35 protein-coding genes are annotated in these 23,600 nt (G+C 49.2%); 4 read left to right on the forward strand and 31 right to left on the reverse strand.

The features are described 5' to 3' along the window. Positions 1-63: 63 nt before the first annotated feature. Positions 64-1,143: an ABC transporter ATP-binding protein gene (locus H6F86_RS09050; RefSeq protein ID WP_190448247.1), complete on the forward strand. Its 1,080-nt coding sequence runs from the start codon at positions 64-66 to the stop codon at positions 1,141-1,143. A gap of 18 nt (positions 1,144-1,161) precedes the next feature. Here H6F86_RS09050 and prfA read toward each other — a convergent pair whose 3' ends face one another. The 31 genes from prfA to rplC all read right to left on the reverse strand — a co-directional run bounded on the left by prfA (position 1,162) and on the right by rplC (position 18,927). Next, entirely contained in the window at positions 1,162-2,274 is a 1,113-nt protein-coding gene (gene prfA / locus H6F86_RS09055) for a peptide chain release factor 1 (protein ID WP_190448249.1), read from the reverse strand. A gap of 117 nt (positions 2,275-2,391) precedes the next feature. Further along, entirely contained in the window at positions 2,392-2,646 is a 255-nt protein-coding gene (rpmE, locus tag H6F86_RS09060; protein ID WP_190448251.1) for a 50S ribosomal protein L31, read from the reverse strand. Positions 2,647-2,744: 98 nt separating this feature from the next. Then, complete coding sequence (gene rpsI / locus H6F86_RS09065) at positions 2,745-3,155, reverse strand: 30S ribosomal protein S9 (protein ID WP_190448253.1); 411 nt, start codon at positions 3,153-3,155, stop codon at positions 2,745-2,747. Next, complete coding sequence (gene rplM, locus H6F86_RS09070) at positions 3,155-3,610, reverse strand: 50S ribosomal protein L13 (RefSeq protein WP_190448255.1); 456 nt, start codon at positions 3,608-3,610, stop codon at positions 3,155-3,157. The genes rpsI and rplM overlap by 1 nt, the downstream gene beginning before the upstream one ends. A 60-nt stretch (positions 3,611-3,670) precedes the next feature. Then, on the reverse strand, positions 3,671-4,519 hold the full coding sequence (truA, locus tag H6F86_RS09075) for a tRNA pseudouridine(38-40) synthase TruA (protein WP_190448257.1): 849 nt from the start codon (positions 4,517-4,519) through the stop codon (positions 3,671-3,673). A gap of 4 nt (positions 4,520-4,523) precedes the next feature. Then, positions 4,524-4,874 (reverse strand): 50S ribosomal protein L17, encoded by a 351-nt coding sequence (gene rplQ / locus H6F86_RS09080; protein WP_190448259.1) that lies wholly within the window; start codon positions 4,872-4,874, stop codon positions 4,524-4,526. Between the two features lie 81 nt (positions 4,875-4,955). After that, positions 4,956-5,903 (reverse strand): DNA-directed RNA polymerase subunit alpha, encoded by a 948-nt coding sequence (locus H6F86_RS09085; protein WP_190448261.1) that lies wholly within the window; start codon positions 5,901-5,903, stop codon positions 4,956-4,958. Positions 5,904-6,064: 161 nt separating this feature from the next. Then, a complete protein-coding gene (gene rpsK, locus H6F86_RS09090) occupies positions 6,065-6,460 on the reverse strand; it encodes a 30S ribosomal protein S11 (RefSeq protein WP_106256517.1) in 396 nt (131 codons plus the stop codon). 134 nt (positions 6,461-6,594) lie between these two features. Further along, entirely contained in the window at positions 6,595-6,978 is a 384-nt protein-coding gene (gene rpsM / locus H6F86_RS09095) for a 30S ribosomal protein S13 (RefSeq protein ID WP_190448263.1), read from the reverse strand. 103 nt (positions 6,979-7,081) lie between these two features. Continuing rightward, on the reverse strand, positions 7,082-7,195 hold the full coding sequence (gene rpmJ / locus H6F86_RS09100) for a 50S ribosomal protein L36 (protein WP_071777214.1): 114 nt from the start codon (positions 7,193-7,195) through the stop codon (positions 7,082-7,084). 124 nt (positions 7,196-7,319) lie between these two features. Beyond that, positions 7,320-7,547, reverse strand: a complete 228-nt coding sequence (gene infA, locus H6F86_RS09105) for a translation initiation factor IF-1 (protein ID WP_106256564.1) — start codon at positions 7,545-7,547, stop codon at positions 7,320-7,322. Positions 7,548-7,723: 176 nt separating this feature from the next. Next, complete coding sequence (locus H6F86_RS09110; protein WP_190448268.1) at positions 7,724-8,293, reverse strand: adenylate kinase; 570 nt, start codon at positions 8,291-8,293, stop codon at positions 7,724-7,726. Then, complete coding sequence (gene secY / locus H6F86_RS09115) at positions 8,293-9,600, reverse strand: preprotein translocase subunit SecY (RefSeq protein ID WP_190448270.1); 1,308 nt, start codon at positions 9,598-9,600, stop codon at positions 8,293-8,295. The genes H6F86_RS09110 and secY overlap by 1 nt, the downstream gene beginning before the upstream one ends. 127 nt (positions 9,601-9,727) lie before the next feature. After that, entirely contained in the window at positions 9,728-10,180 is a 453-nt protein-coding gene (gene rplO / locus H6F86_RS09120) for a 50S ribosomal protein L15 (protein WP_190448272.1), read from the reverse strand. Between the two features lie 94 nt (positions 10,181-10,274). Beyond that, complete coding sequence (rpsE, locus tag H6F86_RS09125; protein WP_190448275.1) at positions 10,275-10,796, reverse strand: 30S ribosomal protein S5; 522 nt, start codon at positions 10,794-10,796, stop codon at positions 10,275-10,277. Positions 10,797-10,883: 87 nt separating this feature from the next. Continuing rightward, complete coding sequence (gene rplR, locus H6F86_RS09130) at positions 10,884-11,246, reverse strand: 50S ribosomal protein L18 (protein WP_190448277.1); 363 nt, start codon at positions 11,244-11,246, stop codon at positions 10,884-10,886. A gap of 2 nt (positions 11,247-11,248) precedes the next feature. After that, on the reverse strand, positions 11,249-11,788 hold the full coding sequence (rplF, locus tag H6F86_RS09135; protein ID WP_190448278.1) for a 50S ribosomal protein L6: 540 nt from the start codon (positions 11,786-11,788) through the stop codon (positions 11,249-11,251). Positions 11,789-11,892: 104 nt separating this feature from the next. Continuing rightward, complete coding sequence (rpsH, locus tag H6F86_RS09140; RefSeq protein WP_190448279.1) at positions 11,893-12,294, reverse strand: 30S ribosomal protein S8; 402 nt, start codon at positions 12,292-12,294, stop codon at positions 11,893-11,895. 23 nt (positions 12,295-12,317) lie between these two features. After that, a complete protein-coding gene (gene rplE, locus H6F86_RS09145; protein ID WP_190448280.1) occupies positions 12,318-12,863 on the reverse strand; it encodes a 50S ribosomal protein L5 in 546 nt (181 codons plus the stop codon). Positions 12,864-13,018: 155 nt separating this feature from the next. Further along, positions 13,019-13,366: a 50S ribosomal protein L24 gene (gene rplX, locus H6F86_RS09150; protein ID WP_199322216.1), complete on the reverse strand. Its 348-nt coding sequence runs from the start codon at positions 13,364-13,366 to the stop codon at positions 13,019-13,021. Next, positions 13,366-13,734, reverse strand: a complete 369-nt coding sequence (gene rplN, locus H6F86_RS09155) for a 50S ribosomal protein L14 (RefSeq protein ID WP_190448281.1) — start codon at positions 13,732-13,734, stop codon at positions 13,366-13,368. Before rplN ends, rplX begins: the two co-directional genes overlap by 1 nt. 12 nt (positions 13,735-13,746) lie before the next feature. Beyond that, complete coding sequence (gene rpsQ / locus H6F86_RS09160) at positions 13,747-13,998, reverse strand: 30S ribosomal protein S17 (protein ID WP_190448284.1); 252 nt, start codon at positions 13,996-13,998, stop codon at positions 13,747-13,749. Between the two features lie 116 nt (positions 13,999-14,114). Continuing rightward, positions 14,115-14,330 (reverse strand): 50S ribosomal protein L29, encoded by a 216-nt coding sequence (gene rpmC, locus H6F86_RS09165; RefSeq protein ID WP_190448285.1) that lies wholly within the window; start codon positions 14,328-14,330, stop codon positions 14,115-14,117. 3 nt (positions 14,331-14,333) lie between these two features. Continuing rightward, a complete protein-coding gene (gene rplP / locus H6F86_RS09170) occupies positions 14,334-14,753 on the reverse strand; it encodes a 50S ribosomal protein L16 (protein WP_190448288.1) in 420 nt (139 codons plus the stop codon). Between the two features lie 82 nt (positions 14,754-14,835). Further along, a complete protein-coding gene (rpsC, locus tag H6F86_RS09175; RefSeq protein WP_190448290.1) occupies positions 14,836-15,567 on the reverse strand; it encodes a 30S ribosomal protein S3 in 732 nt (243 codons plus the stop codon). 79 nt (positions 15,568-15,646) lie between these two features. Further along, a complete protein-coding gene (rplV, locus tag H6F86_RS09180; RefSeq protein WP_190448293.1) occupies positions 15,647-16,009 on the reverse strand; it encodes a 50S ribosomal protein L22 in 363 nt (120 codons plus the stop codon). Positions 16,010-16,049: 40 nt separating this feature from the next. Next, a complete protein-coding gene (gene rpsS, locus H6F86_RS09185; RefSeq protein WP_106256534.1) occupies positions 16,050-16,328 on the reverse strand; it encodes a 30S ribosomal protein S19 in 279 nt (92 codons plus the stop codon). Between the two features lie 32 nt (positions 16,329-16,360). Then, entirely contained in the window at positions 16,361-17,224 is an 864-nt protein-coding gene (gene rplB / locus H6F86_RS09190; RefSeq protein WP_190448295.1) for a 50S ribosomal protein L2, read from the reverse strand. Positions 17,225-17,307: 83 nt separating this feature from the next. After that, a complete protein-coding gene (locus H6F86_RS09195) occupies positions 17,308-17,613 on the reverse strand; it encodes a 50S ribosomal protein L23 (RefSeq protein ID WP_190448297.1) in 306 nt (101 codons plus the stop codon). After that, entirely contained in the window at positions 17,603-18,235 is a 633-nt protein-coding gene (rplD, locus tag H6F86_RS09200) for a 50S ribosomal protein L4 (RefSeq protein ID WP_190448298.1), read from the reverse strand. Before rplD ends, H6F86_RS09195 begins: the two co-directional genes overlap by 11 nt. Positions 18,236-18,288: 53 nt before the next feature. Further along, the gene (gene rplC / locus H6F86_RS09205) at positions 18,289-18,927 is read right to left on the reverse strand and encodes a 50S ribosomal protein L3 (RefSeq protein WP_190448299.1); all 639 of its coding nucleotides are present in this window, start codon (positions 18,925-18,927) and stop codon (positions 18,289-18,291) included. Positions 18,928-19,609: 682 nt separating this feature from the next. Between rplC and H6F86_RS09210 the strand changes: the two genes are divergently transcribed. The 3 genes from H6F86_RS09210 to H6F86_RS09220 all read left to right on the forward strand — a co-directional run bounded on the left by H6F86_RS09210 (position 19,610) and on the right by H6F86_RS09220 (position 23,567). After that, positions 19,610-20,086 carry an NAD(P)H-quinone oxidoreductase subunit N gene (locus H6F86_RS09210; protein ID WP_190448301.1) on the forward strand — a complete coding sequence of 159 codons (477 nt, stop codon included), beginning with the start codon at positions 19,610-19,612 and terminating at the stop codon, positions 20,084-20,086. A 72-nt stretch (positions 20,087-20,158) separates the two neighbouring features. Then, positions 20,159-21,490, forward strand: coding sequence for an LdpA C-terminal domain-containing domain (locus tag H6F86_RS09215; protein WP_190448302.1), 1,332 nt, complete (start codon positions 20,159-20,161; stop codon positions 21,488-21,490). 211 nt (positions 21,491-21,701) lie between these two features. After that, entirely contained in the window at positions 21,702-23,567 is a 1,866-nt protein-coding gene (locus H6F86_RS09220; protein WP_190448374.1) for a R3H domain-containing nucleic acid-binding protein, read from the forward strand. Positions 23,568-23,600 lie beyond the last annotated feature (33 nt).

Raw genomic sequence — 23,600 nt, forward strand, 5'->3', positions numbered from 1 at the left:
AGCTTTTTAGCCTACTACTTCGTAGAAGCAAGCTACATTTTTTATCCTTTATACTTCCCTCCCATGTCTCGACTCGAACTTAAAAATCTCAATAAAACATTCACCCCTAAAGTGATTCCAGTTAAAGACATTAGTCTGGCTGTTGAAGACGGAGAGGTACTGAGTCTACTGGGACCCTCCGGCTGTGGCAAATCAACGATCTTACGCATGATTGCGGGTCTAGAGCAGCCGACGCGAGGACAAGTGCTGATTGGCGATCGCGATGTCACCTTTAAACGACCGGGCGATCGCAACATCGCAATGGTGTTTCAGAGCTACGCGCTTTACCCGCATCTGAACGTGCGCGAAAACCTTCGTGCTGGGTTGAAACTCAAGAAAGTGCCGACGGATGAAATCGAAAAGCGGATTACAGAAGTATCTGGGATTCTGGGATTGGATGACCTGATGCAGCGCAAACCGGGGCAGCTTTCGGGTGGTCAACGGCAACGAGTCGCTGTGGGACGTGCTTTAGTGCGGCGATCGGATGTCTTTTTGCTAGATGAACCCCTTAGCAACCTGGATGCCTTGCTACGAGAACATGTCCGCGCTGACCTGAAGCAGATTTTCTCGGTGCAGAAAGCGCCTGTGGTTTATGTCACCCATGACCAAACAGAAGCCATGACGCTCTCAACGCGGGTTGCCGTACTTAACAATGGCTATCTGCAACAGTTAGATGCACCAGAGCGGATTTACGATCGTCCAGCCAATCAGTTTGTCGCTGGTTTTGTCGGCAGCCCGCAAATGAACCTGCTTACGCTTCCCTGCCAGGGCAACTACGCCTTGCTAGGAGACTTTAAAATTCGACTGCCCGATTTGCCAACGGTGCCACCCCAGATCGTGCTGGGTCTTCGCCCGGAACACCTTCAGCTTGCTGAAACCGAGGCTGCCGCCACGGTTAAAGGAGGAGTCTTTCTCGTCGAAAACTTGGGGATGCACAATCTGGTCAGCATTAAAGTAGCCAACGCTCAGAGTGATCCCATTATCCTGCGAACGCTGCTGCCACCAGAGCATTGGTCTAACCGAGAACTCGCTTTCACCATTCCACCCAACGAAACCCACTGGTTTGACGTGCAATCAGGCGATTCACTGGTACGGCGATCATAAGCATTAACCCGTTGCTAGTTAAACCAGTGATGGTTGTCCGTTTGTTTCAGCAGCCAAAGCCTCCAGCCGCTCTTGTTGATCCTGGGAAATGCAAGTTTGAATCACTTCCTCAATATCACCTTGCAAAATGGGTGCTAACGAAAAGTTTTGCCCCAAGCGGTGATCGGTGATGCGATTGTCTTTGTAGTTGTAGGTGCGAATCTTTTCGGAACGAGAACCAGTACCCACCTGCGATCGCCGCATGGATGTTACCGCTTCTTGCTGTTCACGCAGTTTTAATTCGTAGAGTTTTGCCCGCAGAATTTGCATGGCTCGCTCGCGGTTTTGGAGCTGCGAGCGTTCTTCTGTGCAAAAAATGCGAATCCCGGTCGGCTTGTGCATCAAGTCAACAGCAGTCTCCACCTTGTTAACGTTTTGTCCACCAGCACCGCCCGATCGCGCTGTGGTTAGTTCAATGTCTTTAGGGTCGATGTGAATCTCTACCTCATCCACCTCTGGCATAATTGCCACCGTTGCCGTAGACGTATGCACACGACCAGAGGCTTCTGTCAGAGGTACGCGCTGCACCCGATGAACGCCTGCCTCAAACTTAAGCTTGCTATAAACACGATCGCCCTGAATCTCTAGAATGGCTTCCTTGCAGCCCCCCATATCAGCCAACGACTCACTAACCAGTTTCACTCGCCAGTTTTGAGTTTCGGCATAGCGCGAATACATCCGCACCAGATCTCCCGCCCAGATACTTGCCTCGTCGCCACCTGTTCCAGCACGAATTTCCAACATGATGTTCTTGTCATCATTTGGATCGCTTGGCAGCAGCAAAATCTTCAGGCGTTTTTCTAGTTCAGCAGTTTTGGCTTCAAGTTCGTCAGCTTCTGCGGCTGCCATTTCATGCAGTTCTAAGTCGCCACCTGACTCCTTCACTATTTGCTTTGCTTCGGCAAGCGATTGTTGAGTTGTTTTCCAATCAGCAAACGTATTGACGACTTCTTCGAGTGACGAGCGACTCTTTGCCACCCGCTGAAATTCACCAGGATCTTTTGCTACATCTGGGTCTGCCAAGCGACGAGTCAACTCATCAAATGTTTGCTCAACCGATCGCAGCTTATCTAGTAGATATGCTTCAGCCATAGGACAAAACTCTCGAAAACAATAGAGTAAAATATCGACTTAAATTTTGAGATCACAGATACACGCCTGAACGTTTTAACGCTCAAGCGTGTATGTCTCATCTAAAAACCAGCCGCTCTACCGTCTCTTCTTCTTCTGAGGCTGTACGTCTGCTCCCTCTTCGCTCTCTAACATGCCGTACTTACGTAAGAAGCGATCAACCCGACCTTCGGTATCAATAATCTTTTGCGTACCCGTGTAGAAGGGGTGATTGCCAGACCACACATCAACGTGCAGTTCAGGCTTGGTGGAACCAATGGTCATAACCACTTCACCATTGCAAAAAACCTTTGCATCGGGATACCACTTGGGATGAATATCAGGCTTAGGCATTATTAACTCTCCAACGTCTCCATCTCATTAATCAATCTTAGCGCTCAACCTCTAACCTTATTAAAAGCAGTAGTTGATACCTGAATGCCAGCAGTTTTCTACCGCTTCGAGAATTGAGGTGCTTTACGCGCTTTGCGTAACCCATACTTCTTGCGCTCTTTAGCACGGGGATCACGGGTCAGATAGCCTTCAATTTTCAATGGCTTACGATTGTCTGGGTCGAGTTGACAGAGTGCTCTCGCAACACCCAGACGCATTGCATCAGCTTGCCCTGTCAAACCGCCCCCATGAGCGTTGACCAAAATATCGTATTCCCCTTCTAGCCCCAACGTTTCCAAGGGTGCCTTGGTAGCCGCTAAGTAATCGGCATTGAACTGGAGATACAAATCACCAGGCTTGCCATTGATAGTTAACTGACCAGTCCCAGGCACTAAACGTACCCGAGCTACTGCTGTTTTACGGCGACCCGTTCCTAAATAAACGACTCGTCCTTGGTCAATAGCTTGCATTAGTGTTGTTCTCCTGGAATAGTCTGAATTGCTAGAACTTGAGGCATTTGAGCCTGATGCGGATGGTCGGCACCTGCGTAGACTTTGAGCTTTGTGAAAAGCTGCCGTCCCAAAGTAGTCTTAGGCAGCATTCCTTTAACGGCTTGCTCAATAATGCGCTCCGGTATCCGTGCTTGAAGTTTGGCGAAGGTTTCAGTCTTCATCCCACCAGGACGACCAGAGTGACGACGATACAGTTTCTGGCTGCGTTTTCTGCCAGTCACATCAACTTTCTCAGCGTTGATCACAATGACAAAATCGCCTGTATCCATATGAGGCGTAAATGTTGGCTTGTTTTTGCCGCGTAATACAGTCGCAATTTCGCTAGCCAGGCGACCAAGTCGCTGATCCGCTGCGTCAACAATGTACCAGTTGCGCTCAATGGAATCGATGGGTGGAAGGTAAGTCTTAGTCATAATAGTCTCGTGTGCTTGAAATGTGAATGGGCATTACGGGCGGTAGACAAGGTTAAGGTCTTAGATGACCAGCGATCGCTCAGGAAATGCCGCTAAAGATAGCGCTGGCTGAGTGTCATACCAGACCTCAGGGGGGAAGGGAAACTCTGCATAGCCAACCCGCAGTAAGCAAAGTCCTTGTGCTGGCGCGGCATATTTTACCTGGTCTCGGTGCTCCTGTTTCCAGACCTCAGTAAAGTTGCCAGGCGATCGTACGCCACGCCCAACCTGTACTAACATTCCTACTAACAGACGCATCATGCCGTAGAGAAAGCCGCTTGCCTGCACTTCAATATAAACCAGTGCCCCATCACGCTTACACTCTGCTGCCTGAACATCAACCCAAGAATGAGGACGATCTGACCCAGCACGATGAAAAGCTGCCAGATGATGTCGTCCAATAAGTGGCAATAATGCAGCCCGAATGAGCGACTCATCCAACGGTTCGTAGTAATAGTGCCACGCAAAAGGACGAACAAATAAGTTAGGGCGAGGATCAGTATAGAGCGTGTAGCGATAACGTCGCCAAATCGCTGAAAATCTGGCATGCCAAGTAGAATCTACGATCGCCGAGGCACGAATTAAAATGTCATCTGGCAGCCGAGCATTAAGAATAGCTGCCCAACGGTGAGCTGGAATATGTGCAGGTGCATCGAAATGGGCAACCTGTGCCGCAGCATGAACGCCAGAATCAGTTCTGCCAGCCGCATAAATGCGAACAGGGAATCCCAGTACTGCTTCTAAGGTTGTTTCGATTTCTTCCTGCACCGTTCGATGCTTGGGTTGCCGCTGCCATCCATGAAAACGAGTACCCAGGTATTGGATTACCAGGGCAACTCGTTGTGTCAGTGGAGAAGCAGAAGACAGCATGAAATCAGGTCAACTCAATGATTGCCATCTCGGCATTATCGCCGCGACGGTGAACAGTACGGATAATACGAGTGTAGCCGCCTTGACGATCGCCATAGCGAGACGCTGCTTGCTCAAACAAGGCATGGACTAACTGCTTATCAAACAGGTAACCTATCGCTTGCCGACGTGCTGCCAGAGAACCGTCCTTAGCTAACGTAATCATACGGTCTGCCTCAGAACGCACAGCACGAGCGCGGGTTTTGGTCGTTTTAATGCGACCATTGCGAATTAATTCTGTCGTCAACGAGCGTAGCAAAGCACGACGTTGATCAGCAGGTTTACTAAGTAGAGGAACACGACAACGGTGACGCATAAGACTTCACGTTAAGTTGAGTAGTTGTTAATCTATTGCTTGTCAGTAACAAGTAGTCGTTAGCAAGCAAAATCTGAATTGCTAGCTAGATTTAGAAGACTTTTCCTGCGGTAGGGTGATGCCTAGGCGTTGCTGTAAGGCTTCAACTACTTCTTCGGCAGACTTCTGACCAAAGTTTTTGATTTCTAGCAGATCTTCTTGACTGTAGTCCAGTAAGTCTGCCACTGAGTTAATCTGAGCGCGCTTCAGACAGTTATAAGCACGTACCGAAAGCTGAAGTTCTTCAATCGGGATTTGATTAGCCGGATTTTCTTCATCCCCATCTTCTTCGTCTGATGGCTCAAAAGTAATTTCTTTAAGAGGGTTAAACAAATCAACCAAGATGTTTGCTGCTTGGCTTAACGCTTCCTGTGGTGTCAGGCTACCGTTCGTCCAAATTTCCATGATTAGGCGATCGCGCTCGATCAAACCGCCAGCTCTTGCATCTTCGACAATGTAATTCACTTTGCGAACTGGCATAAAGAGTGAATCAATTTGCAGAAAGTCTAAAGCGGCTGTCTCATCTCGACCTCTTTCAACCGTACGGTAGCCCTTCCCTCGCTCGATCCGAAACTCCATCTCTAGAGTGGAACCTGCCGACAATGTAGCGACATACTGATTCGGGTCAACGAGTTCTACTTCAGACGGCAAGTCAAACTGATCTACTGTGACAGTTGCGGGACCCTGCGCTAGCAAACGCCCAATTTGTGGCTGAGAAGAATGGCTCTTAAGCACAACCTTCTTCATGTTCAGCAGAATATCGAGAACGTCTTCGCGCACTCCCGGAATAGTAGCAAACTCGTGATTTACACCGGCAATGCGTACAGCAGTGACAGCTGCGCCCTCTAGATTTGATAGCAAAACACGCCTGAGAGCATTGCCTAACGTGATACCCTGTCCGCGCTCCAACGGCTCAATGACAAAGCGGCTATTCTGGCTTTGATCCCGTTCTGTTTTGGATTCAACGCATTCGACCTGAAACTGTGCCATGTAGCAACCTCCCCGCTTCTTAGTGAAAGGCAAACGCCTTACTGACTCAACTCTGAACGTACGAACAATGTGATAGTGAATAACGAAGTCGCTATGGAGAGTAATGCTCTAAGCTCACAACCTCACACATATCTAAACCAACATGACGAAAGCAAGTCTATCTAGACTCGGCGGCGTTTTGGAGGGCGGCAACCATTATGTGGAATTGGTGTTACATCTCGAATGAGGGTAATCTCTAATCCAGAGCCTTGAAGTGCACGGATTGCTGTCTCCCTACCTGCGCCAGGACCACTAACCATTACTTCAAGTTGACGCATACCTTGATCGGCAGCACGCCGAGCGGCACTTTCCGCCGCTGTTTGTGCAGCAAAGGGAGTACCTTTTTTTGCACCCTTAAAGCCACTAGAACCAGCAGACGCCCAGGAGATAACCTCTCCGTTGGTATCTGAGATCGTCACGATCGTGTTGTTAAACGTGGATTGAATGTAAGCTACGCCACTCGGTACATTCTTCTTCTGCTTACGTGCTCCGGTTTTTCGAGCTGGTTGTCGCGCCATGTCAGTTCTCTAATTTTGTGTGTAACGTGTTTGACTAAAAATGTACAAGTAGCTGTAGCGTCAACTAAAAGCACAAGCCTATTGCTAGTAAGCGAAGCGATTACTTCAACAAGCTTGCGCCAACTACTACTTACCTATTTCTTACTAGGTGCCTTTTTCTTACCAGCCACTGTGCGACGACCGCCTCGCCGGGTACGAGCATTTGTACGAGTACGTTGACCACGAACAGGAAGACCAAGACGATGACGACGACCGCGATAGGTGCCGATATCCATCAATCGCTTGATGTTCATCGACTCCAAGCGTCTTAGATCACCTTCAATTTGGTAGTTCTCTTCAACTTCTTCACGCAATAAAGAAACATCAGCGTCACTCAGATCTTTGACGCGAGTATCTGGGTTAACACCTGTTGCTTTCAAAATGTCTTGGGAACGGGTCAGCCCGATTCCGTATATATATGTGAGACCAATCTCAATCCGCTTGTCGCGAGGTAAGTCTACTCCAGCGATCCGTGCCACGCTATTCTCTCCCAGTCTTCTACTACTAAACTTTCGACTCTTGCCTGCTAAGTTCCTACATTCGTCTAGAACGTCTCTGGCAATCCCTGTCTTGGTATATGCCTTAGCCTTGACGTTGCTTATGCTTCGGGTTTGGACAGATCACCATCACTCTGCCGCGACGACGAATAACGCGGCATTTCTCACAGATCTTACGAACAGATGCCCGGACTTTCATGACTCGTTTTCGCCAGTATTACAAACGTTATATAGTACCAAAACCAAAGGATAATTGTCAAATATTTGTTCTAGGATTCTGAATCTTTAGTACCTTCAGCCATAAAACGCAACCCATTAACAAACTACTTTTTATTACGTAAGCGATACGTGATACGACCTTTGGTTAGGTCGTAAGGTGTCAACTCGACCTTGACTCGATCGCCCGGAAGGATTTTGATGTAGTTGCGGCGAATCTTGCCAGAAATATGAGCCAGGACATTAAACCCGTTGTCAAGGTTGACTCGGAACATAGCGTTAGGCAGCGATTCGGTGACCGTGCCTTCCATTTCAATTAGATCTTGCTTTGACAATGTGCTCTCCTCTACTAAGTAATGATCAAACTTGGTTTCTTATCATTTTTGGATAACGTTTCTTCTTTGAGTTTAAGTCATTAACTTTAAGTATGGTAGCGATAGCGTACGCGCAAGCAGGATGTAACCAGTGTCATAGCAACTGCGTAAAGAGGATGCTGCCTTTTAAGTACCCGTTAAGAGTCAACCACCGCTTTCTGAACCAGCCCTCTAAGTTCCTCAGTTACAGCCTCTGGAGGAATATTGCCGTTAATGGACAGAAACTTATCTTGACTCTGATAAAAGTTAATCAACGGAGCAGTCTGGTCGTGATAGACCTGTAAGCGTCGCCGAATAACCTCTTCAGTGTCATCTTGTCGTCCACGCCCAAGCAATCGCTGCACAAGCACATCGTCTGGGACATCCAGATTGATTGCGTAGTCGTATGCATGGGAAATATCTACCAGCAATTCATCCAGAAACACAGCCTGAACAACATTGCGAGGAAAACCGTCTAAAATCCAGCCGTTATGAGCATCTGACTGACTTAATCGATCACGGATTAGATCGATTACAAGCGGATCAGGGACAAGGTTGCCCTGATCCATGTAGGACTGTGCCTTTAAACCTAGTGGAGTCTGTGAAGCAACTGCCGTTCGCAAAATATCCCCAGTAGAAATGTGTGGAATATGACTAAACGCTGCTAAAGCTTTCGCCTGCGTTCCCTTACCTGCCCCTGGAGCACCGAGAAAAATGAGACGAGCCACTATTGCTTCACCATTCCTTCATAGCGCTGGGAAATTACGTAAGTCTGCACTTGCTTTGCAGTATCGATCGCCACGCCTACTAGGATAAGTAGAGAGGTTGCACCAATGCCCTGAAAGGTTCTCACGTTAGTTGCTCCCTCTACAGCTGTTGGTACGATCGCCACTAAGCCAAGGAAAATAGCACCTAAAAACGTAAGGCGGTTCAAAACACGCTCAATGTAGTCACTAGTTGCTTTGCCCGGGCGAATGCCTGGGATACTAGCCCCCATCTTCTTCAAGTTTTGGGACATATCGACAGGGTTGACGACCAGTGAAGCATAAAAGTAGCTAAAGAAAAGAATCAAAAGCAGATAGAGGGCTGCATGAACCCACGGCATACTTCCATTAGGGCTGAGGTAGTTAGCAATCTGGATCGCTACATCGTTCTTTGTAAATTGAGCTAGCGTCACAGGAAGAACCAGCACAGCAGAGGCAAAAATGATGGGCATAACCCCACCTTGATTGAGCCGCAGTGGCAAATAGCTGTTGCGCTCCATATAGGTTCGCCGCCCAACCTGACGACGTGCTGAGATGATGGGAATACGACGGCTACCTTCTTGAACGAAGACAATACCCACAATCATGACGAGGAAAACGACGAGCAGCATGATAACGCCACCCACTACATTGCGATCGCCGCTCTGTGCTAGCTCTAATGTTTGACCCACTGAGCGTGGCAAACTGGAAACAATGTTGACAAAGATCAGCAATGAGGCGCCATTACCAATTCCTCGCTCGGTGATTAATTCACCCACCCACATGACAAACATTGAGCCAGCCGTCAGTGCTAGTACTGTCTGCACAACAAAAATCGGTCCCCAGCTATCGGCATAAGGACGAACCCAAACAGCAATACCAGCACTCTGAACGATCGCCCAGCCTAGTGAGACATAGCGTGTAATCTGCGAAATCTTGCGGCGACCTGCTTCACCCTCATTTTTCTGCAAATTTTCGAGCGCTGGCAACGCTGAGGTTAAAAGCTGCAAAATAATAGACGCATTAATGTAAGGCAGAATGCCAAGTGCAAAAATCCCCAAAGCAGCAATGCCGCCACCAGAAAACACATCTAGGAAGCCAATTAATGGGCTATTTTGAATGCTTTGAGAAAAAGCAGCCCTATCAATTCCCGGTAAAGGTAAAAACATACCTAACCGGATCAGGATGAGCATACCGATGGTAAGGAGTATGCGACCGCGTAGTCCCGCCGCCTGAGCCATCTGGGCAAACGTTTCTTGAGCACTTGGTGTTCTATCTCGACTACTATCCATGAAGCAGTTCCTCTACGTTTATGTCCTTTGGGAAAGGGGTTTCACGGCTGCCTCTCATTCACTTGCTTGAGCTTAGTACCGTTGACCAAAACATCAGCAAGGGAATATAGACACAACGTGGCACGGCTTAGTCAGCACCAAGCAGTTCCCATGTGCCGCCCGCTGCCTCAATCTTAGCGCGAGCAGAAACACTAAAAGCAGCAGCACGAACTGTCAAGGGTACTGTTACCTCACCATCACCTAGCAGTTTAAGCGGACCATCATCATGAGTGACAATGCCAGCCTCAAGCAGCGATGTGAGAGTGACATCTGTATTGGCAGGCAGTGTAGACAGGGCACCAATATTAATAATGGTGTAGTCTGTACGATTTATGATTGGAAAGCGCTTTAACTTCGGCAAGCGACGATAAAGAGGGATTTGTCCACCTTCAAAGCCAGGACGGGTCGGACGACCTGAGCGTGATTTTTGCCCCCGCATTCCGAAACCGCAGCTCGCCCCCTGACCAGCCGCAATACCGCGACCCACTCGCCGAGAGCGCTTTTTAGAGCCATCTTGTGGCGTAACGTCATCAAGTCTCATAGTTTTTCCTGGTTGATTGTTGTTAGTCGCCAGTAGTTAGTGATTAGTTTTAGCCTTGACCACTAAAAGCCAACAACTAAAAACGAATCGCTGCTCAAGCGTAGAGATTTTCGATTGGAATACCACGCTCTTCAGCAACGTCAGCAAACGTACGTAACGTTTCGAGCGCATTTACTGTTGCTCTAGCATTGTTCAACGGGTTACCAGAACCAAGCTGTTTCGCTAGTACGTTACGGACACCTGCAAGCTCTAGCACAGTACGAACAGCGCCCCCAGCGATAACACCAGTCCCTGGTGCTGCTGGACGCATCATAATTTTGGCACCTCCACCAGTACCGTTGGCAGGGTGGGGAATCGAGTTGGACTTGGTAAGCGGCACATCAACTAAATGCTTCTTACCATCGGCAACGCCTTTTTTGACAGCCCCAATAACATCACTTGCTTTGCCAACGCCAACACCAACCTGACCTTTCTCGTTACCAATGACAACGATCGCTCGAAAGCTGAGCTTTTTACCGCCCTTCACAACTTTAGTGACTCGGCGGATTTGCACTACCCGCTCTTGCCAATCTGTCTCTTTTTCCTTACTTTTAGGACTTTTACGACCCTTTGCCATATCTGCTCCAAGTTGTTAGTTGCTAGTTGTTAGTTGCTAGTGTTTGTTCATTTGCGCTGACAGCTAGTCGCTAGCAGCTAACAGCCATTAGAAAACGAGTCCAGCTTCACGAGCGGCATCTGCCAATGCTTTCACGCGACCGTGATAAAGGCTACCACCGCGATCAAAGACAACCTGTTTAATACCCTTTGCCAGTAAGCGCTCTGCTACTAGCCGACCAACTTCGATCGACGCATCACAATTTGATCCCGAACTTAAAGAAACTTTCAAATCAGGGTCAAGTGTGGAGGCAGCTACTAAAGTATGCTGCGCGACGTCATCAATCACCTGAGCGTAGATATGCTGATTTGAGCGAAACACAGCTAAACGAGGACGTTCTGAAGTCCCAGTGATGCGACGACGCACCCGGCTATGACGACGACGTGTTGATTCTTTACGAGTTAATTTCATGCTTACTTCTTCCCTGCCTTACCAACTTTGCGTCTGACCGCTTCACCGGCATAGCGAATCCCTTTACCCTTGTAAGGTTCTGGCGGACGAACAGCACGAATGCGAGCAGCTGTGTTGCCGACAATTTCTTTGTCGATACCACTAACTACGACATTCGTGTTATTTTCGACAGCAACCTGAATCCCCTCTGGAGGCTCTAGCTCAACTGGCTTGCTGTAACCCACATTAAGTATCAGATTTCGACCCTGGATTTGAGCACGGTAGCCCACACCTTGGATTTCTAACCGACGCTGGAATCCTTGCGAAACCCCTTCAACCATGTTTGCAACCAAAGTGCGACAAAGCCCGTGGCGTTGTCGTGCAGCACGAGACTCATCCTGACGAGTGACCAGCAAGGTTTCTCCATCTTGAGCAACGGCAACTTCTCCAGGCAAGACTCTAGATAACTCACCCTTTGGACCTTTAACCGTAACAAATTGCCCGTCAATCGTTATGGTCACCTTGCCAGGAATATCAATAGGGCGTTTACCAATGCGAGACATAACTGACTACTCCTACATAAATAGTTATTAGTTATTAGTTGCTGGTTACTTAGCGATCGTAAACAAGTGATCTAAAAACTAATTGCCAAAAACTAAGAACTGGCTTACCAGATGTAGCACAGCACTTCTCCACCCAACCCAGTGCGCCGTGCCTCACGATCAGTCATAATTCCACTAGAAGTGGAAATAATGGCAACGCCAATGCCACCTAAGACACGAGGAAGCTCTCGCCGATTTGAGTAGACGCGGTAACCGGGCTTGCTAACGCGCCGCAGTGTTGTAATAATGGGTCGCTTCGTTTTGCCCTTATATTTCAGCGCAATGACCAAATTCCGCTTAATACCCTCACCAGCTTCTGCAAAGTCGGCAATGAAGCCTTCTTCTTTCAGAACCTTAGCGATACTACGGGTCATCTTTGTGGATGGAACTTCGGTTGTTTGGTGACGCGCCAAGTTGGCATTCCGAATGCGCGTCAGCATATCTGAAATAGTGTCGTGTGCCGCCATAGTTTTCCCTTGATAAAGCTGCCTTAGTTATCCCGGAAGGGCATGCCCAGTTCTTTCAGCAAGGCGCGACCCTCCTCATCGGTGTGTGCCGTAGTAATGATCGAGATGTCCATACCACGTACCTGGTCAACGCTGTCATATTCCACTTCAGGGAAGATCAGCTGTTCGCGCAAGCCCAATGTGTAGTTTCCTCGCCCATCAAAGCTCTTGGGGCTGATCCCACGAAAATCTCGGATGCGTGGAAGCGTAAGATTGACGAGGCGATCAAGAAACGCATACATACGCCCAGATCGCAGAGTCACCATAATACCTACAGGCATTCCTTGACGAATCTTGAAGCCCGCGATCGCCTTTTTAGCGCGCGTCACAACTGGCTTTTGTCCAGTAATAAGACTAATCTCAGCCAGAGAAGCCTCTAATGCCTTTGCGTTTTGAGCGGCTTCACCCATCCCTCGGTTCACTGTCACCTTAATGACTTTTGGCACCTGATGGATATTGGTGTAGCTAAATTGCTCCATAAGTTTAGGAACAATTTTTTCTTGATAGTAAGTCTTGAGTCGTTCTGCCATTGTCTTCGTTCCTTAATCACCCCTGGGCTTGGTCAGGGAAGTAGTTGTTAACTAATGCCTTGGCTATGCATGGAAGTTTCTGTAGAAATCGCTAGTCTGAGAGGCTTTGTTATTCCCCCTACACTGACTTAACGAAAAGTTCTAAGAACTTTGTGCTAATCCAGCGTTTCACCTGTCTTTTTAAGCATTCTCACTTTGCGACCTTCTGCATCAAAGGTGTAGCAAACACGGCTCGCAACTTTTTGCTTTTCAGAATAAAGCATTACATTAGAGCTATGAATCGGCGCTTCGTTGGTTACAATCTGCCCCGTCTCGCCTTCTTGCTGAGGCTTAACGTGCTTGGTGCGAATGTTAACGCCTTTGACAACAACCTTGTTTGTTTTTGGCAGGGTTTGCAGTACCTCACCTACTTTGCCTTTATCACTACCAGCGATAACCTGAACGGTATCCCCTTTTTTGACGTGCAGCTTGTGTCGAACTGGAGCTGGTTTAACCTTTGTCATTACAGAACCTCCGGAGCGAGGGAGACAATTTTAGTAAAATTTTTGTCGCGTAGTTCACGGGCAACCGGACCAAAAACACGGGTACCTCTGGGGTTACCATCATTGTTAATCAGTACAGCCGCATTATCATCAAAGCGAATACTCATACCACTATCACGACGAAGACTTTTGCGAGTGCGGACGATTACGGCACGCACAACATCAGACTTCTTGACTGCCATGTTGGGAATGGCATCTTTAACGACTGCAATAATGATGTCACCCACACCACCATAGCGGCGGTTGCCGCCACCGATGACACGAATACACATCAGCTTGCGAGCGCCGCTATTATCTGCAACATTCAGGTAAGACTCTTGTTGGATCATTGGTTCCTCCGACTATGCTTGAGCCGCTGTGGTAAGAATGTCAGTTACGGTCCAGCGCTTTGTAGCACTTAGCGGTCTCGTCTCTTGAATGCGAACGCGATCGCCCACTTTGCATTTGTTTTCTTCGTCATGCGCTTTGTAACGCTTGGTGCGAGCTACGATCTTGCCGTACTTAGGGTGAGCAGAACGGCTTTCTACTGCTACGACGATCGTTTTCTCCATTTTGTCGCTGACAACTAAGCCAACTCTTTCTTTTGCTGCCATGGAAGGTGTCCGGGTAAAAGGAAGGATAAAGGATAAAAGGTGGAGGATAAAGACTGAGGGGAGCGAAGCAACAGCGGGTTACTTAACAATCCCTAACTGCTTTTATTCCTTAGCCCTTAGTCCTCGACCTTTGAAGCTAACTGCCGCTCTCGTTCGATCGTTAGTAATTGGGCAAGACGATGACGGGTGTGCTTAAAGCGATGAGATTTATCCAGCTGACGAGTGCCTTTTTGAAAACGCAATTCAAAGAGCTGTCGTTTTGTGGCAACAATTTGTTCGTCAAGCTCTTGATCACTCAAATCACGGACTTCATCAATTTTAGGAAGAGGCATAGCTTAGGACTCCTCCGCTGCGCGGCTAATAAACTTGGTTTTGATCGGTAGTTTGAACGAGGCAAGGCGCATCGCTTCTCTTGCTATCTCTTCAGTAACGCCAGAGATCTCAAACATAATCCGACCAGGCTTAACAACAGCAACCCAAAACTCAGGGGCACCCTTACCAGAACCCATCCGAGTTTCAGCCGGACGCATTGTTACAGGCTTATCGGGAAAAATCCGAATCCAGATCTTGCCACCCCGACGGATGTAGCGAGTCATCGCACGACGGCTAGCTTCAATTTGTCGAGCCGTAATCCAGGATGGCTCCTGCGCCTGCAAACCAAACTCACCGAAGTCAAGTTCGTTGCCACGAGTTGCCAGACCGCTCATCCGTCCGCGCTGCTGTTTCCGAAATTTTGTTCTTCTTGGACTTAACATGACTCATACCTTGAGAATTCAGGAGCCAGGAGTTAGGAGTCAGGAGCTAGAGAGATTGAATCATCCCTTCACCCTTTATCCCTTACCCTTCGTTCGATCGATCTTCAAACTGTTGGCGGCGACGTTGCTGACGGCGGCGAGGTTGATTATTAGTTGGAGCAGGTTCCTGCTCTTGCCCTGGGATGATTTCGCCCTTAAAGATCCAGACTTTAATGCCTAATGTGCCAAAGATTGTTTGGGCAGTACAGTAGGCGTAATCAATGTCAGCTCTAAGGGTATGCAAGGGAACTCTACCCTCGCGAGTCCACTCTGGGCGAGCGATTTCTGCCCCATTGAGCCGACCACTAACCTGAACCTTGATACCTTCAATACCAGCGCGTTGGGCACGCTGAATTGCTTGACGTACGACTCGGCGGAAGGAAACCCGTCGCTCAAGCTGCTGGGCAATATACTCGCCAATAAGCGCAGCATCAGCATCAACTCTTGCTACTTCCACAACGTTGATGCGAATCTGGCGATCACCACCGCCTAACACTGCTTGCAAGCTCACTCGTAAGGACTCAATACCAGTGCCACCACGACCAACTACCACACCCGGTCGCGCAGTGCGAACTTCTAGATCAATCTGATCCGCTTTGCGTTCAATCCGAACCTCTGAAATCCCAGCGCTGCTGAGATTTTTCTCAACGAAGCGCCGAATTTTATAGTCCTCTTGCAGGAGTTCAGGATACCGCTTATGGTCACCGAACCAGCGAGAGCGGTGCTCTTGGGTAATGCCGAGACGGAACCCGGTTGGATGAATTTTTTGTCCCACGAATGCGTCCTCTAGTAAGCAGTTAAATCTTAATGACGGTTGTAACCGCCTATCAAATGTTGAGTAGGAGTTTGTTTATCTACTCGGCTGCGGCACCAGGAGCTACCGCGATCGTGATATGGCAAGTTGGCTTCCGAATTTGGTAGGCTCGCCCTTGCGCTCTAGGTCGGAACCGCTTAAGAGATGGTCCTTGATCAGCAAAGGCTTGGCTGACCAGTAACTCAGCCCGGCTTAGTCCCCCATTATGTTCAGCGTTGGCAGCAGCCGAGCGCAGTACTTTTAATACAGGCTCACACGCACGATAGGGCATGAACTCTAGAATAATGAGCGCTTCTCGGTAAGAGCGCCCCCGAATCTGGTCAAGCACTCGCCGAACTTTGTGCGGTGACATTCGAATGTACCGAGCGATCGCTTTAGTTTCAGTGGTGGTATCAATAGCCATACATTTTTCCTTTAGCTGTCAGCGGCATCCGCTCAATTCGTTATCGACGTGCTTTCTTGTCGCCACCAGCGTGACTGCGAAACGTCCGGGTAGGGGCAAACTCCCCCAGTTTGTGCCCAACCATTTGTTCTGTGACATAAACTGGAACGTGTTGCCGACCGTTATGCACTGCGATCGTATGACCAATCATCTGGGGCAGGATGGTGGACGCACGTGACCAAGTTTTAATTACCTGCTTATCGCCCTTAACATTCAGCGCTTCAATCTTACTAAGCAGATGATCTGCAACAAACGGACCTTTCTTTAGTGAGCGAGCCATAGTCTATCTCCCCTCCGTCATTTACCCATCATTTATGAATCCCGACCGCCTCTGCCTCGCTTAGAAGACTTCCGGCGACGACGCACAATTAAGGCGTTGCTGAGTTTCTTCTTCTTGCGAGTTTTGTATCCCAATGTTGGTTTACCCCAAGGTGTGACAGGACCCGAGCGACCGATCGGTGCTCGACCTTCACCACCACCATGGGGGTGATCCACTGGGTTCATGACACTGCCTCGAACTTCTGGGCGACGACCTTTCCACCGCTTGCGACCAGCCTTGCCGAAGCTGGTGTTGCGGATGTCACCATTGCCAACCGAGCCGATCGTGGCGTAACACTCACGACGAATCAAACGTACTTCTCCAGACGGAAGTTTCAGTGTGACGAAGTTTCCTTCTTTCGCTGCGACCTGAGCGCCTGCACCAGCAGCACGTACAATCTGTCCACCTTTTCCAGGTACTAGCTCAACATTATGGACAGTGGTACCAAGCGGAACATTTCCAAGCGGCAACGCATTGCCAATTTCAAACGGAGAATCGGGACCGGAGCGGATAATAGTGCCAACTGCTAGATTAGCTGGATGGATAATATATCGCTTCTCGCCATCCTGGTAGAAGAGCAGTGCAATTCGTGCATTCCGGTTGGGGTCGTACTCGATCGCGACAACCTTGGCAGGAATATTGTGCTTGTCGCGCTTGAAATCAATGATGCGATAAAGACGCTTATGTCCACCACCACGGTGACGGCACGTAATAACCCCACGATTGTTACGCCCCTTGGGTCGGTGCTTTGAGTGCGTTAGAGACTTCTCTGGTTCGCTCTTTGTTACTTCTGAAAAAGCAGAAACTGAGCGGGTGCGTGTACCAGGAGTAGTCGGTCGATAAAAACGGATGCCCATAACGTTAAGCTCTTGGGGATTTTTGCAATGTTGAAGGTTAGACGTTGCCCGCTAGAGACGGAGCCTCTAACCTTTGCGATGGGTCAAACTTCTGGGAAGAGTGTGATAGAGTCTCCAGCCGCCAAAGTGACAACAGCTCGTTTGTACTGTGGTCGATGCCCAGCGAACTTACCGACACGACGTGCTTTACGGGGAGGATTCTGGGTGCTGACGTTAACCACCTTGACTTCAAAGAGCGTCTCAATCGCCGCTTTAATTTCTGGCTTCTTCGCTCTTGGATCAACCTCAAACGTGTACTGATTGTTCTCTAGCAAAAGAGTAGCTTTCTCAGTCACGATCGGACGACGTACTAAATCAGCTAGTGCCCCAGCGTTATACTCAGTCACCATAAACCTCCTGAATTTTCGTAAGAGCTGATGCCGTTGCCACAATGCGCTCGGCTGCAAGCAGATCGAACACGTTCAGGTTTCCTGCTGAGATCAGTCGTAGATTGTCAATATTGCGAGCAGATAGATAGACGTTTTCATCTCGCTCTCCAACAATCAACAGCACTTTTGATCTAGGCTCGATGCCCCAACCGGCTAAAGCCTTTACCACTTCTTTAGTCTTGGGACGAGTCAACTGATCAGCAAAATCTTGTACAACTACCAGATCTTCAAGTCGGCTATGAAGCGCGGTGCGTAGCGCTAAACGCCGCTCTTTGCGATTCATCTTAAGAGTGTAGTCTCTTGGTTTTGGACCAAAGATAACGCCACCACCCCGCCATAGCGGTGAACGGTTAGAACCTGCACGAGCACGCCCTGTCCCTTTTTGTCGCCAAGGTTTGCGTCCACCCCCGCGTACTTCAGCACGGGTCTTTGTGGAGGCAGTACCTTGACGTACATTTGCCAACTGTCGGGTCAGAGCACGATGGACAACGTGAGCAGCATTCGCTTCGTCTGCTACCTTCAAGTCCAAAGAAGCAGTACCCGCTTCTTCGCCCTGCCAATTCTTAATGACACAATCAACCATAGTTTTACCCTTGTCTCTCATTCAGCGTAGAGGTGCATTCCAACCGAAACGCTCTACTGTCGACCGACGATCGTCGCTGGGACGATATTAAGCAAGGCACCGGGCTTGCCAGGAAGCGCACCTTTGATCAGCAGGAGATTGCGCTCAACGTCAACCCGCACCACCGTCAACTTGCGAACGGTTACTTGCCCACCGCCCAATCGTCCAGCCATCCGCTTACCGGGATAGACACGACCAGGTGTTGTACCGGCTCCGGTAGAACCTGGAGCACGATGGTTCTTAGAACCGTGTGCCATTGGTCCGCGCTTAAAGTTGTGACGCTTCTGATAGCCTGCAAACCCACGACCGATGCTGGTGCCAATGACATCAACAACTTGCCCAACCTCAAAGGCATCTGCCTTTAACTGCTGACCCAACTCAAATTCGCCTGCACTCTTAAGACGATACTCATGAAGGTGTCGTACGGGAGAAGCACCCGATTTTGCAAGATGCCCCAGCTCTGGCTTCGTCAGCGCTTTTTGAGACACGTCACCGTATCCAACCTGAACGGCAAAATAGCCATCTGTTTGGACTGTTTTCACTTGCGTGATAGTGCATGGTCCCGCTTGAATGACCGTCACAGGAATCGCTTTTCCTGCTTCGTCAAACACTTGGGTCATGCCGAGTTTTGTGCCAAGGATACCAACAGACACGGTGACTAGACTCCATTTCTACACGTTAAAACTTAGGCTCTACAGCTTAGAATCTCAAAGCTGCTTTCCTTGTTTGAACTGCTCTTAAAGCTCAGTCACGTCATCAACTATGCAACCCAAAAGACTGGATAGCACCAGGATGAATCGAACCTCACCAATCGCTTCATCAGCCGATAAAGCTGATGACATCTAACAAGCGCTACATTTATTAGCTAGTTCCACCAGGACTTGCGTAGCAAGCTACTCAGTATCCCTATAAGGCGGAAGTCATTTTCCAGTTAGTGCTAAAGTGCTGCTTATCGCAGTTTCAGACTCTAGCCTGGAATGCTTTTTGCATAACTCGGCAGCAGTTATCAACTATAAGGCAATTCTTCCCTGATTGTCTAGTGCTCTTGGAAACTTCTTTGCTGAGGCAGCGATCGCGCTAGCGCGCTCAACTGAATCTCTCAGTAACACCCAATAGCCTTACAACTATATAACTGTGCTGCCATTTTTCAATATTCTTACTGGTATGCAGTCGAGAGTGGCATTCAGTTTTATAGTTAAGGCTGTAGATTGTGAGTATCTTGCTTGCTCAAAGTAGTTCCTGTTCCGGTACAGTTCTTGATAGGGACGGTCTTGGGCGATCAAATAACGTTAGGGCAACGTCTCAGCACGTATCAGTTAGGTGGAGTGAAGATCGATGGCGCTACTGACAACTGGCAAGCAGCTTATTCGTGATTTAGAGACAGAGGGCGCTTTAGGTGTGTATGTTCCTTTAGAAGGCGGCTTCGAGGGACGATATCGACGACGTATTCGGGCGACAGGCTATGTGTCGCTTAGCATTACAGCTCGTGGCTTGGGCGATCTGGCTGCTTATCTAACAAGCGTACATGGTGTGCGTCCGCCGCACTTGGGCAAGAAAACTACTAGTACAGGTCCAGCGGTTGGCGAAACGCACTACGTTCCACCGCTCGTCAGCTATCAAATTGAGCAACTGCCAGCAACTGCTAAAGGCTTAGTGCTGTGGATTATTGAGGGTTCTATTTTGACCAACCAAGAGCTGGAATACTTGGTAGCCTTGCCTAAGGTTGAACCGCGTTTGAAAGTGGTAGTAGAACTGGGCGGTGATCGCGCATTCCGTTGGGCACCACTGACAAAGGCGTTACTTTCGGCGTAGAATCACCTCGGTTGATGAAAAGAGTTCTATAGATACCTCGTATTTTTTAGTACAGGGTACTAGGATGTAGGGGTGACTGATCTGTACTACCCTCTGCAATCTTTAAGAGAAGGACACTGGTTTAAACTCATTTGCGGAGCCAGTTTTCAACACCTTCCAGCCATCCGAAGCCTGGTACTGGCGTATACGCTAGCCGGAGCGGATTGTATTGATGTCGCCGCTGACCCGGCTGTAATTTTGACTGCAAAGACGGCATTAAAGCTTGCTGCTGACCTCGCCGCTACTAAGGGTGATAAGCGCTTCCCTATGCGTAGTTTGCCTTGGCTTATGGTGAGCCTGAATGACGGCGAAGATCCTCATTTTCGCAAGGCTGACTTTGATGCTGCTACCTGTCCACCAGACTGCAAACGACCCTGTGAGTCGATCTGCCCAGCGCAAGCGATCGTGTTCCATACTGCACCAACAGGTGCTAGCCCACTAGGCGAAATTCTTGCACAAGGCAATACTTTTGAGGGAAGTGTTGCTGTGCTTGAACCGATCGCTGGCGTGGTGAGCGATCGCTGCTACGGGTGTGGCCGCTGTTTGCCAGTCTGCCCCATACAGCATATTTCAACGCATTCATATGGCTCTACGCCAGCGGTAATCGTGCCGCTTGTCTTGCAAGCAGGTGTAGATGCGATCGAGATTCATACACAAATCGGACGGCTGGATGCGTTTCGACGGCTGTGGGAGGCGATCGTGCCTTGGGTCAGTGATCTAAAGCTGATTGCCATCAGTTGTCCTGATGGTGACGGTCTAATTGACTATTTACGAGCACTGTACAACTTGATTTCGCCCCTACCCTGCCCGTTGGTTTGGCAGTTGGATGGTCGTCCCATGAGTGGCGATATTGGTATAGGTACTACTAGGGCAGCAGTCAAACTGGGTCAAAAAGTTCTGGCGGCTAACTTGCCAGGTTCCATTCAGTTAGCAGGGGGCACTAACCACTATACAGTACCGAAACTTAAAGCGCTGGGATTGCTGCAACCATCGCCGAGCCTTTCAGCAATGGCAGCAGTTGTTGCTAGGGAGCCACTGGAGACTCACTCCAGCAGGCAGCGGTCTTCCTATATTTCAGGAGTTGCGTATGGTAGCTATGCTCGTACGTTACTCACGCCGATCCTCAATCAGCTTGATGCGATCGGGCTAGAGGCGGATGACTCAGAATGCGCTGCGATGGTTGGCACCCCGTTGTTAGACTCTCCTGAGTCCCACAACGTTTTGATAAAGCATCAAGGACGAACACTGCCGATGCATTTAGAGGAAGCGCCTGCTTTGCTCTGGCAGGCAGTGACATTGGCACACTCACTTGTCTCTCAACTAAAAACTTTTAACGACAGCCAGCTTATGCGCTTAAACCTTTGACAGCGCGTTTGAGTTAGCCACTATCCACCTCTTCTGTCCGCTGCGCTTGTTCTTTCCCTTTAGTAAGCAAATGGTAAACCCTAACGGCATTCATTCTTCTGATGGGTCTTCTGACGGTTCTGGTAGTAAGCTACAACCGTCACTACCTTCATTGGACCAGCACAACGTTGCCGATACATCCGCTTCTGCCGATGCTTCTAACCGTGTTGGTATGCAAATTACAGATGACTTAACAAAGCTGCTAGAAATCTTGCCCGATGCGATTCGCCTTTCCCTGGAGCAGCATCCTCAGAAAGAGACGTTAGTTGAAGTCGTTTTAGATATTGGTCGCCGTCCAGAAGCACGCTTTCCTGGTCTAGCAGAATACTTATCTGAAACATTGGTTTCGCAGGCAGACCTGAATGAGTGCATCACTAAAGTGGGTGACTTTGGTGGCGATAATCGGGCAGGTATCGAACGAACATTGCATCGCATTAGCGCTATTCGCAACCGTCGAGGTGAAGTTATTGGTCTGACTTGCCGGGTAGGGCGTGCCATCTTTGGTACGATCGGCATGATTCGTGATCTGGTTGAAAGTGGGCGATCGATTCTCATGCTGGGTCGTCCAGGTGTGGGTAAAACTACTGCGCTGAGAGAAATAGCCCGTGTACTAGCAGATGATCTAGAGAAGCGCGTTGTCATTATTGACACCTCAAACGAAATTGCTGGCGATGGTGATGTGCCCCACCCTGCGATCGGTCGAGCGCGTCGGATGCAGGTTGCGCGTCCCGAACTACAACATCAGGTCATGATTGAGGCAGTGGAAAACCATATGCCGGAAGTGATTGTGATTGATGAAATCGGTACTGAGTTGGAAGCACTAGCAGCCCGTACGATTGCCGAACGTGGCGTGCAACTGGTTGGTACTGCCCACGGTAATCGGTTGGAGAACTTGATCAAAAACCCGACGCTTTCAGATCTGGTTGGTGGCATCCAGTCGGTGACGTTAGGTGATGAAGAAGCCCGCCGCCGTGGTAGTCAAAAAAGTGTGTTGGAGCGCAAAGCCCCACCGACCTTTGACATCGCGGTGGAAATGCTGGAGCGGCAGCGCTGGGTTGTGCATGAACAGGTAGCTGAAACTGTGGATAGCCTGCTGCGGGGTCGCCAGCCTAATCCACAGGTACGTGCACTAAGCGAAACTGGAAAAGTGATTATTACCCATGAGCTGTCGAGTGCAGAGTCAGATGCTCCGGGACGGCGATCAACCCGTAGTGGTCTGACACCCGCTCGCACTACCCTTAATCCACTGGGTAGCCAAAGTGATGTTAGCGATCGCTCTGCTTTCATGAGTAGCTCTGGGCGGCTGGGTGGAGTGCAAAGCCGTGGCTGGCGATCGTCTGGGCAGATGCGCCCGCCGTCTAGGGCACTGTCAGAATTGTCGCCAGATGAGCAGCAATTTGAACAGATGCTGGACGAATCGCTGCAAGATCACTTTGGCAGCAACGCTACCTTTCTGCATGAGGTGCTGGATACCGAAGCTGCTGCAACTTTTGGTGAGACAGGGCTGGGGCAGCGCGTGGGTCCGAATGGTGAGGATATGCTGCACGTCTACCCGTACGCAGTCAGCCGCCATCAGCTTGACCAGGTAATTCGTACGCTGAGTCTACCTGTGGTATTGACCAAAGATATTGACCATGCAGATGCTGTTTTGGCGTTACGATCGCATGTCAAAAATCATTCCAAGCTGCGTCATATTGCCAAGGCGCGTCAGGTGCCAATCCATACCATCAAAGCCAGCACCATTCCTCAAATTGCTCACGGTTTGCGACGAATGCTGGATATTGATGACTCTGGTACGCCTGAGATTGCAGACCTTAGCCTATTCTCCAGCAGTGGCAGTGACGACGAAATCGAAGCACTGGAAGAAGCAAGACTTGCTGTTGAACAAATCGTTATTCCTAAAGGGCAGCCTGTGGAGCTTTTACCCCGCTCTGCGATTGTTCGCAAAATGCAGCATGAGTTAGTTGAACACTACCACCTGAAGTCTCGCAGTTTTGGTGATGAACCCAATCGCCGTCTGCGAATTTATCCAGCCTAGGCATGAGCGATCGCTTTACTTGAGACAGAAGGG

Origin of the sequence: Phormidium sp. FACHB-592 (assembly GCF_014695795.1) — a bacterium.
Taxonomy (GTDB): Bacteria; Cyanobacteriota; Cyanobacteriia; order Leptolyngbyales; family Leptolyngbyaceae; genus Stenomitos.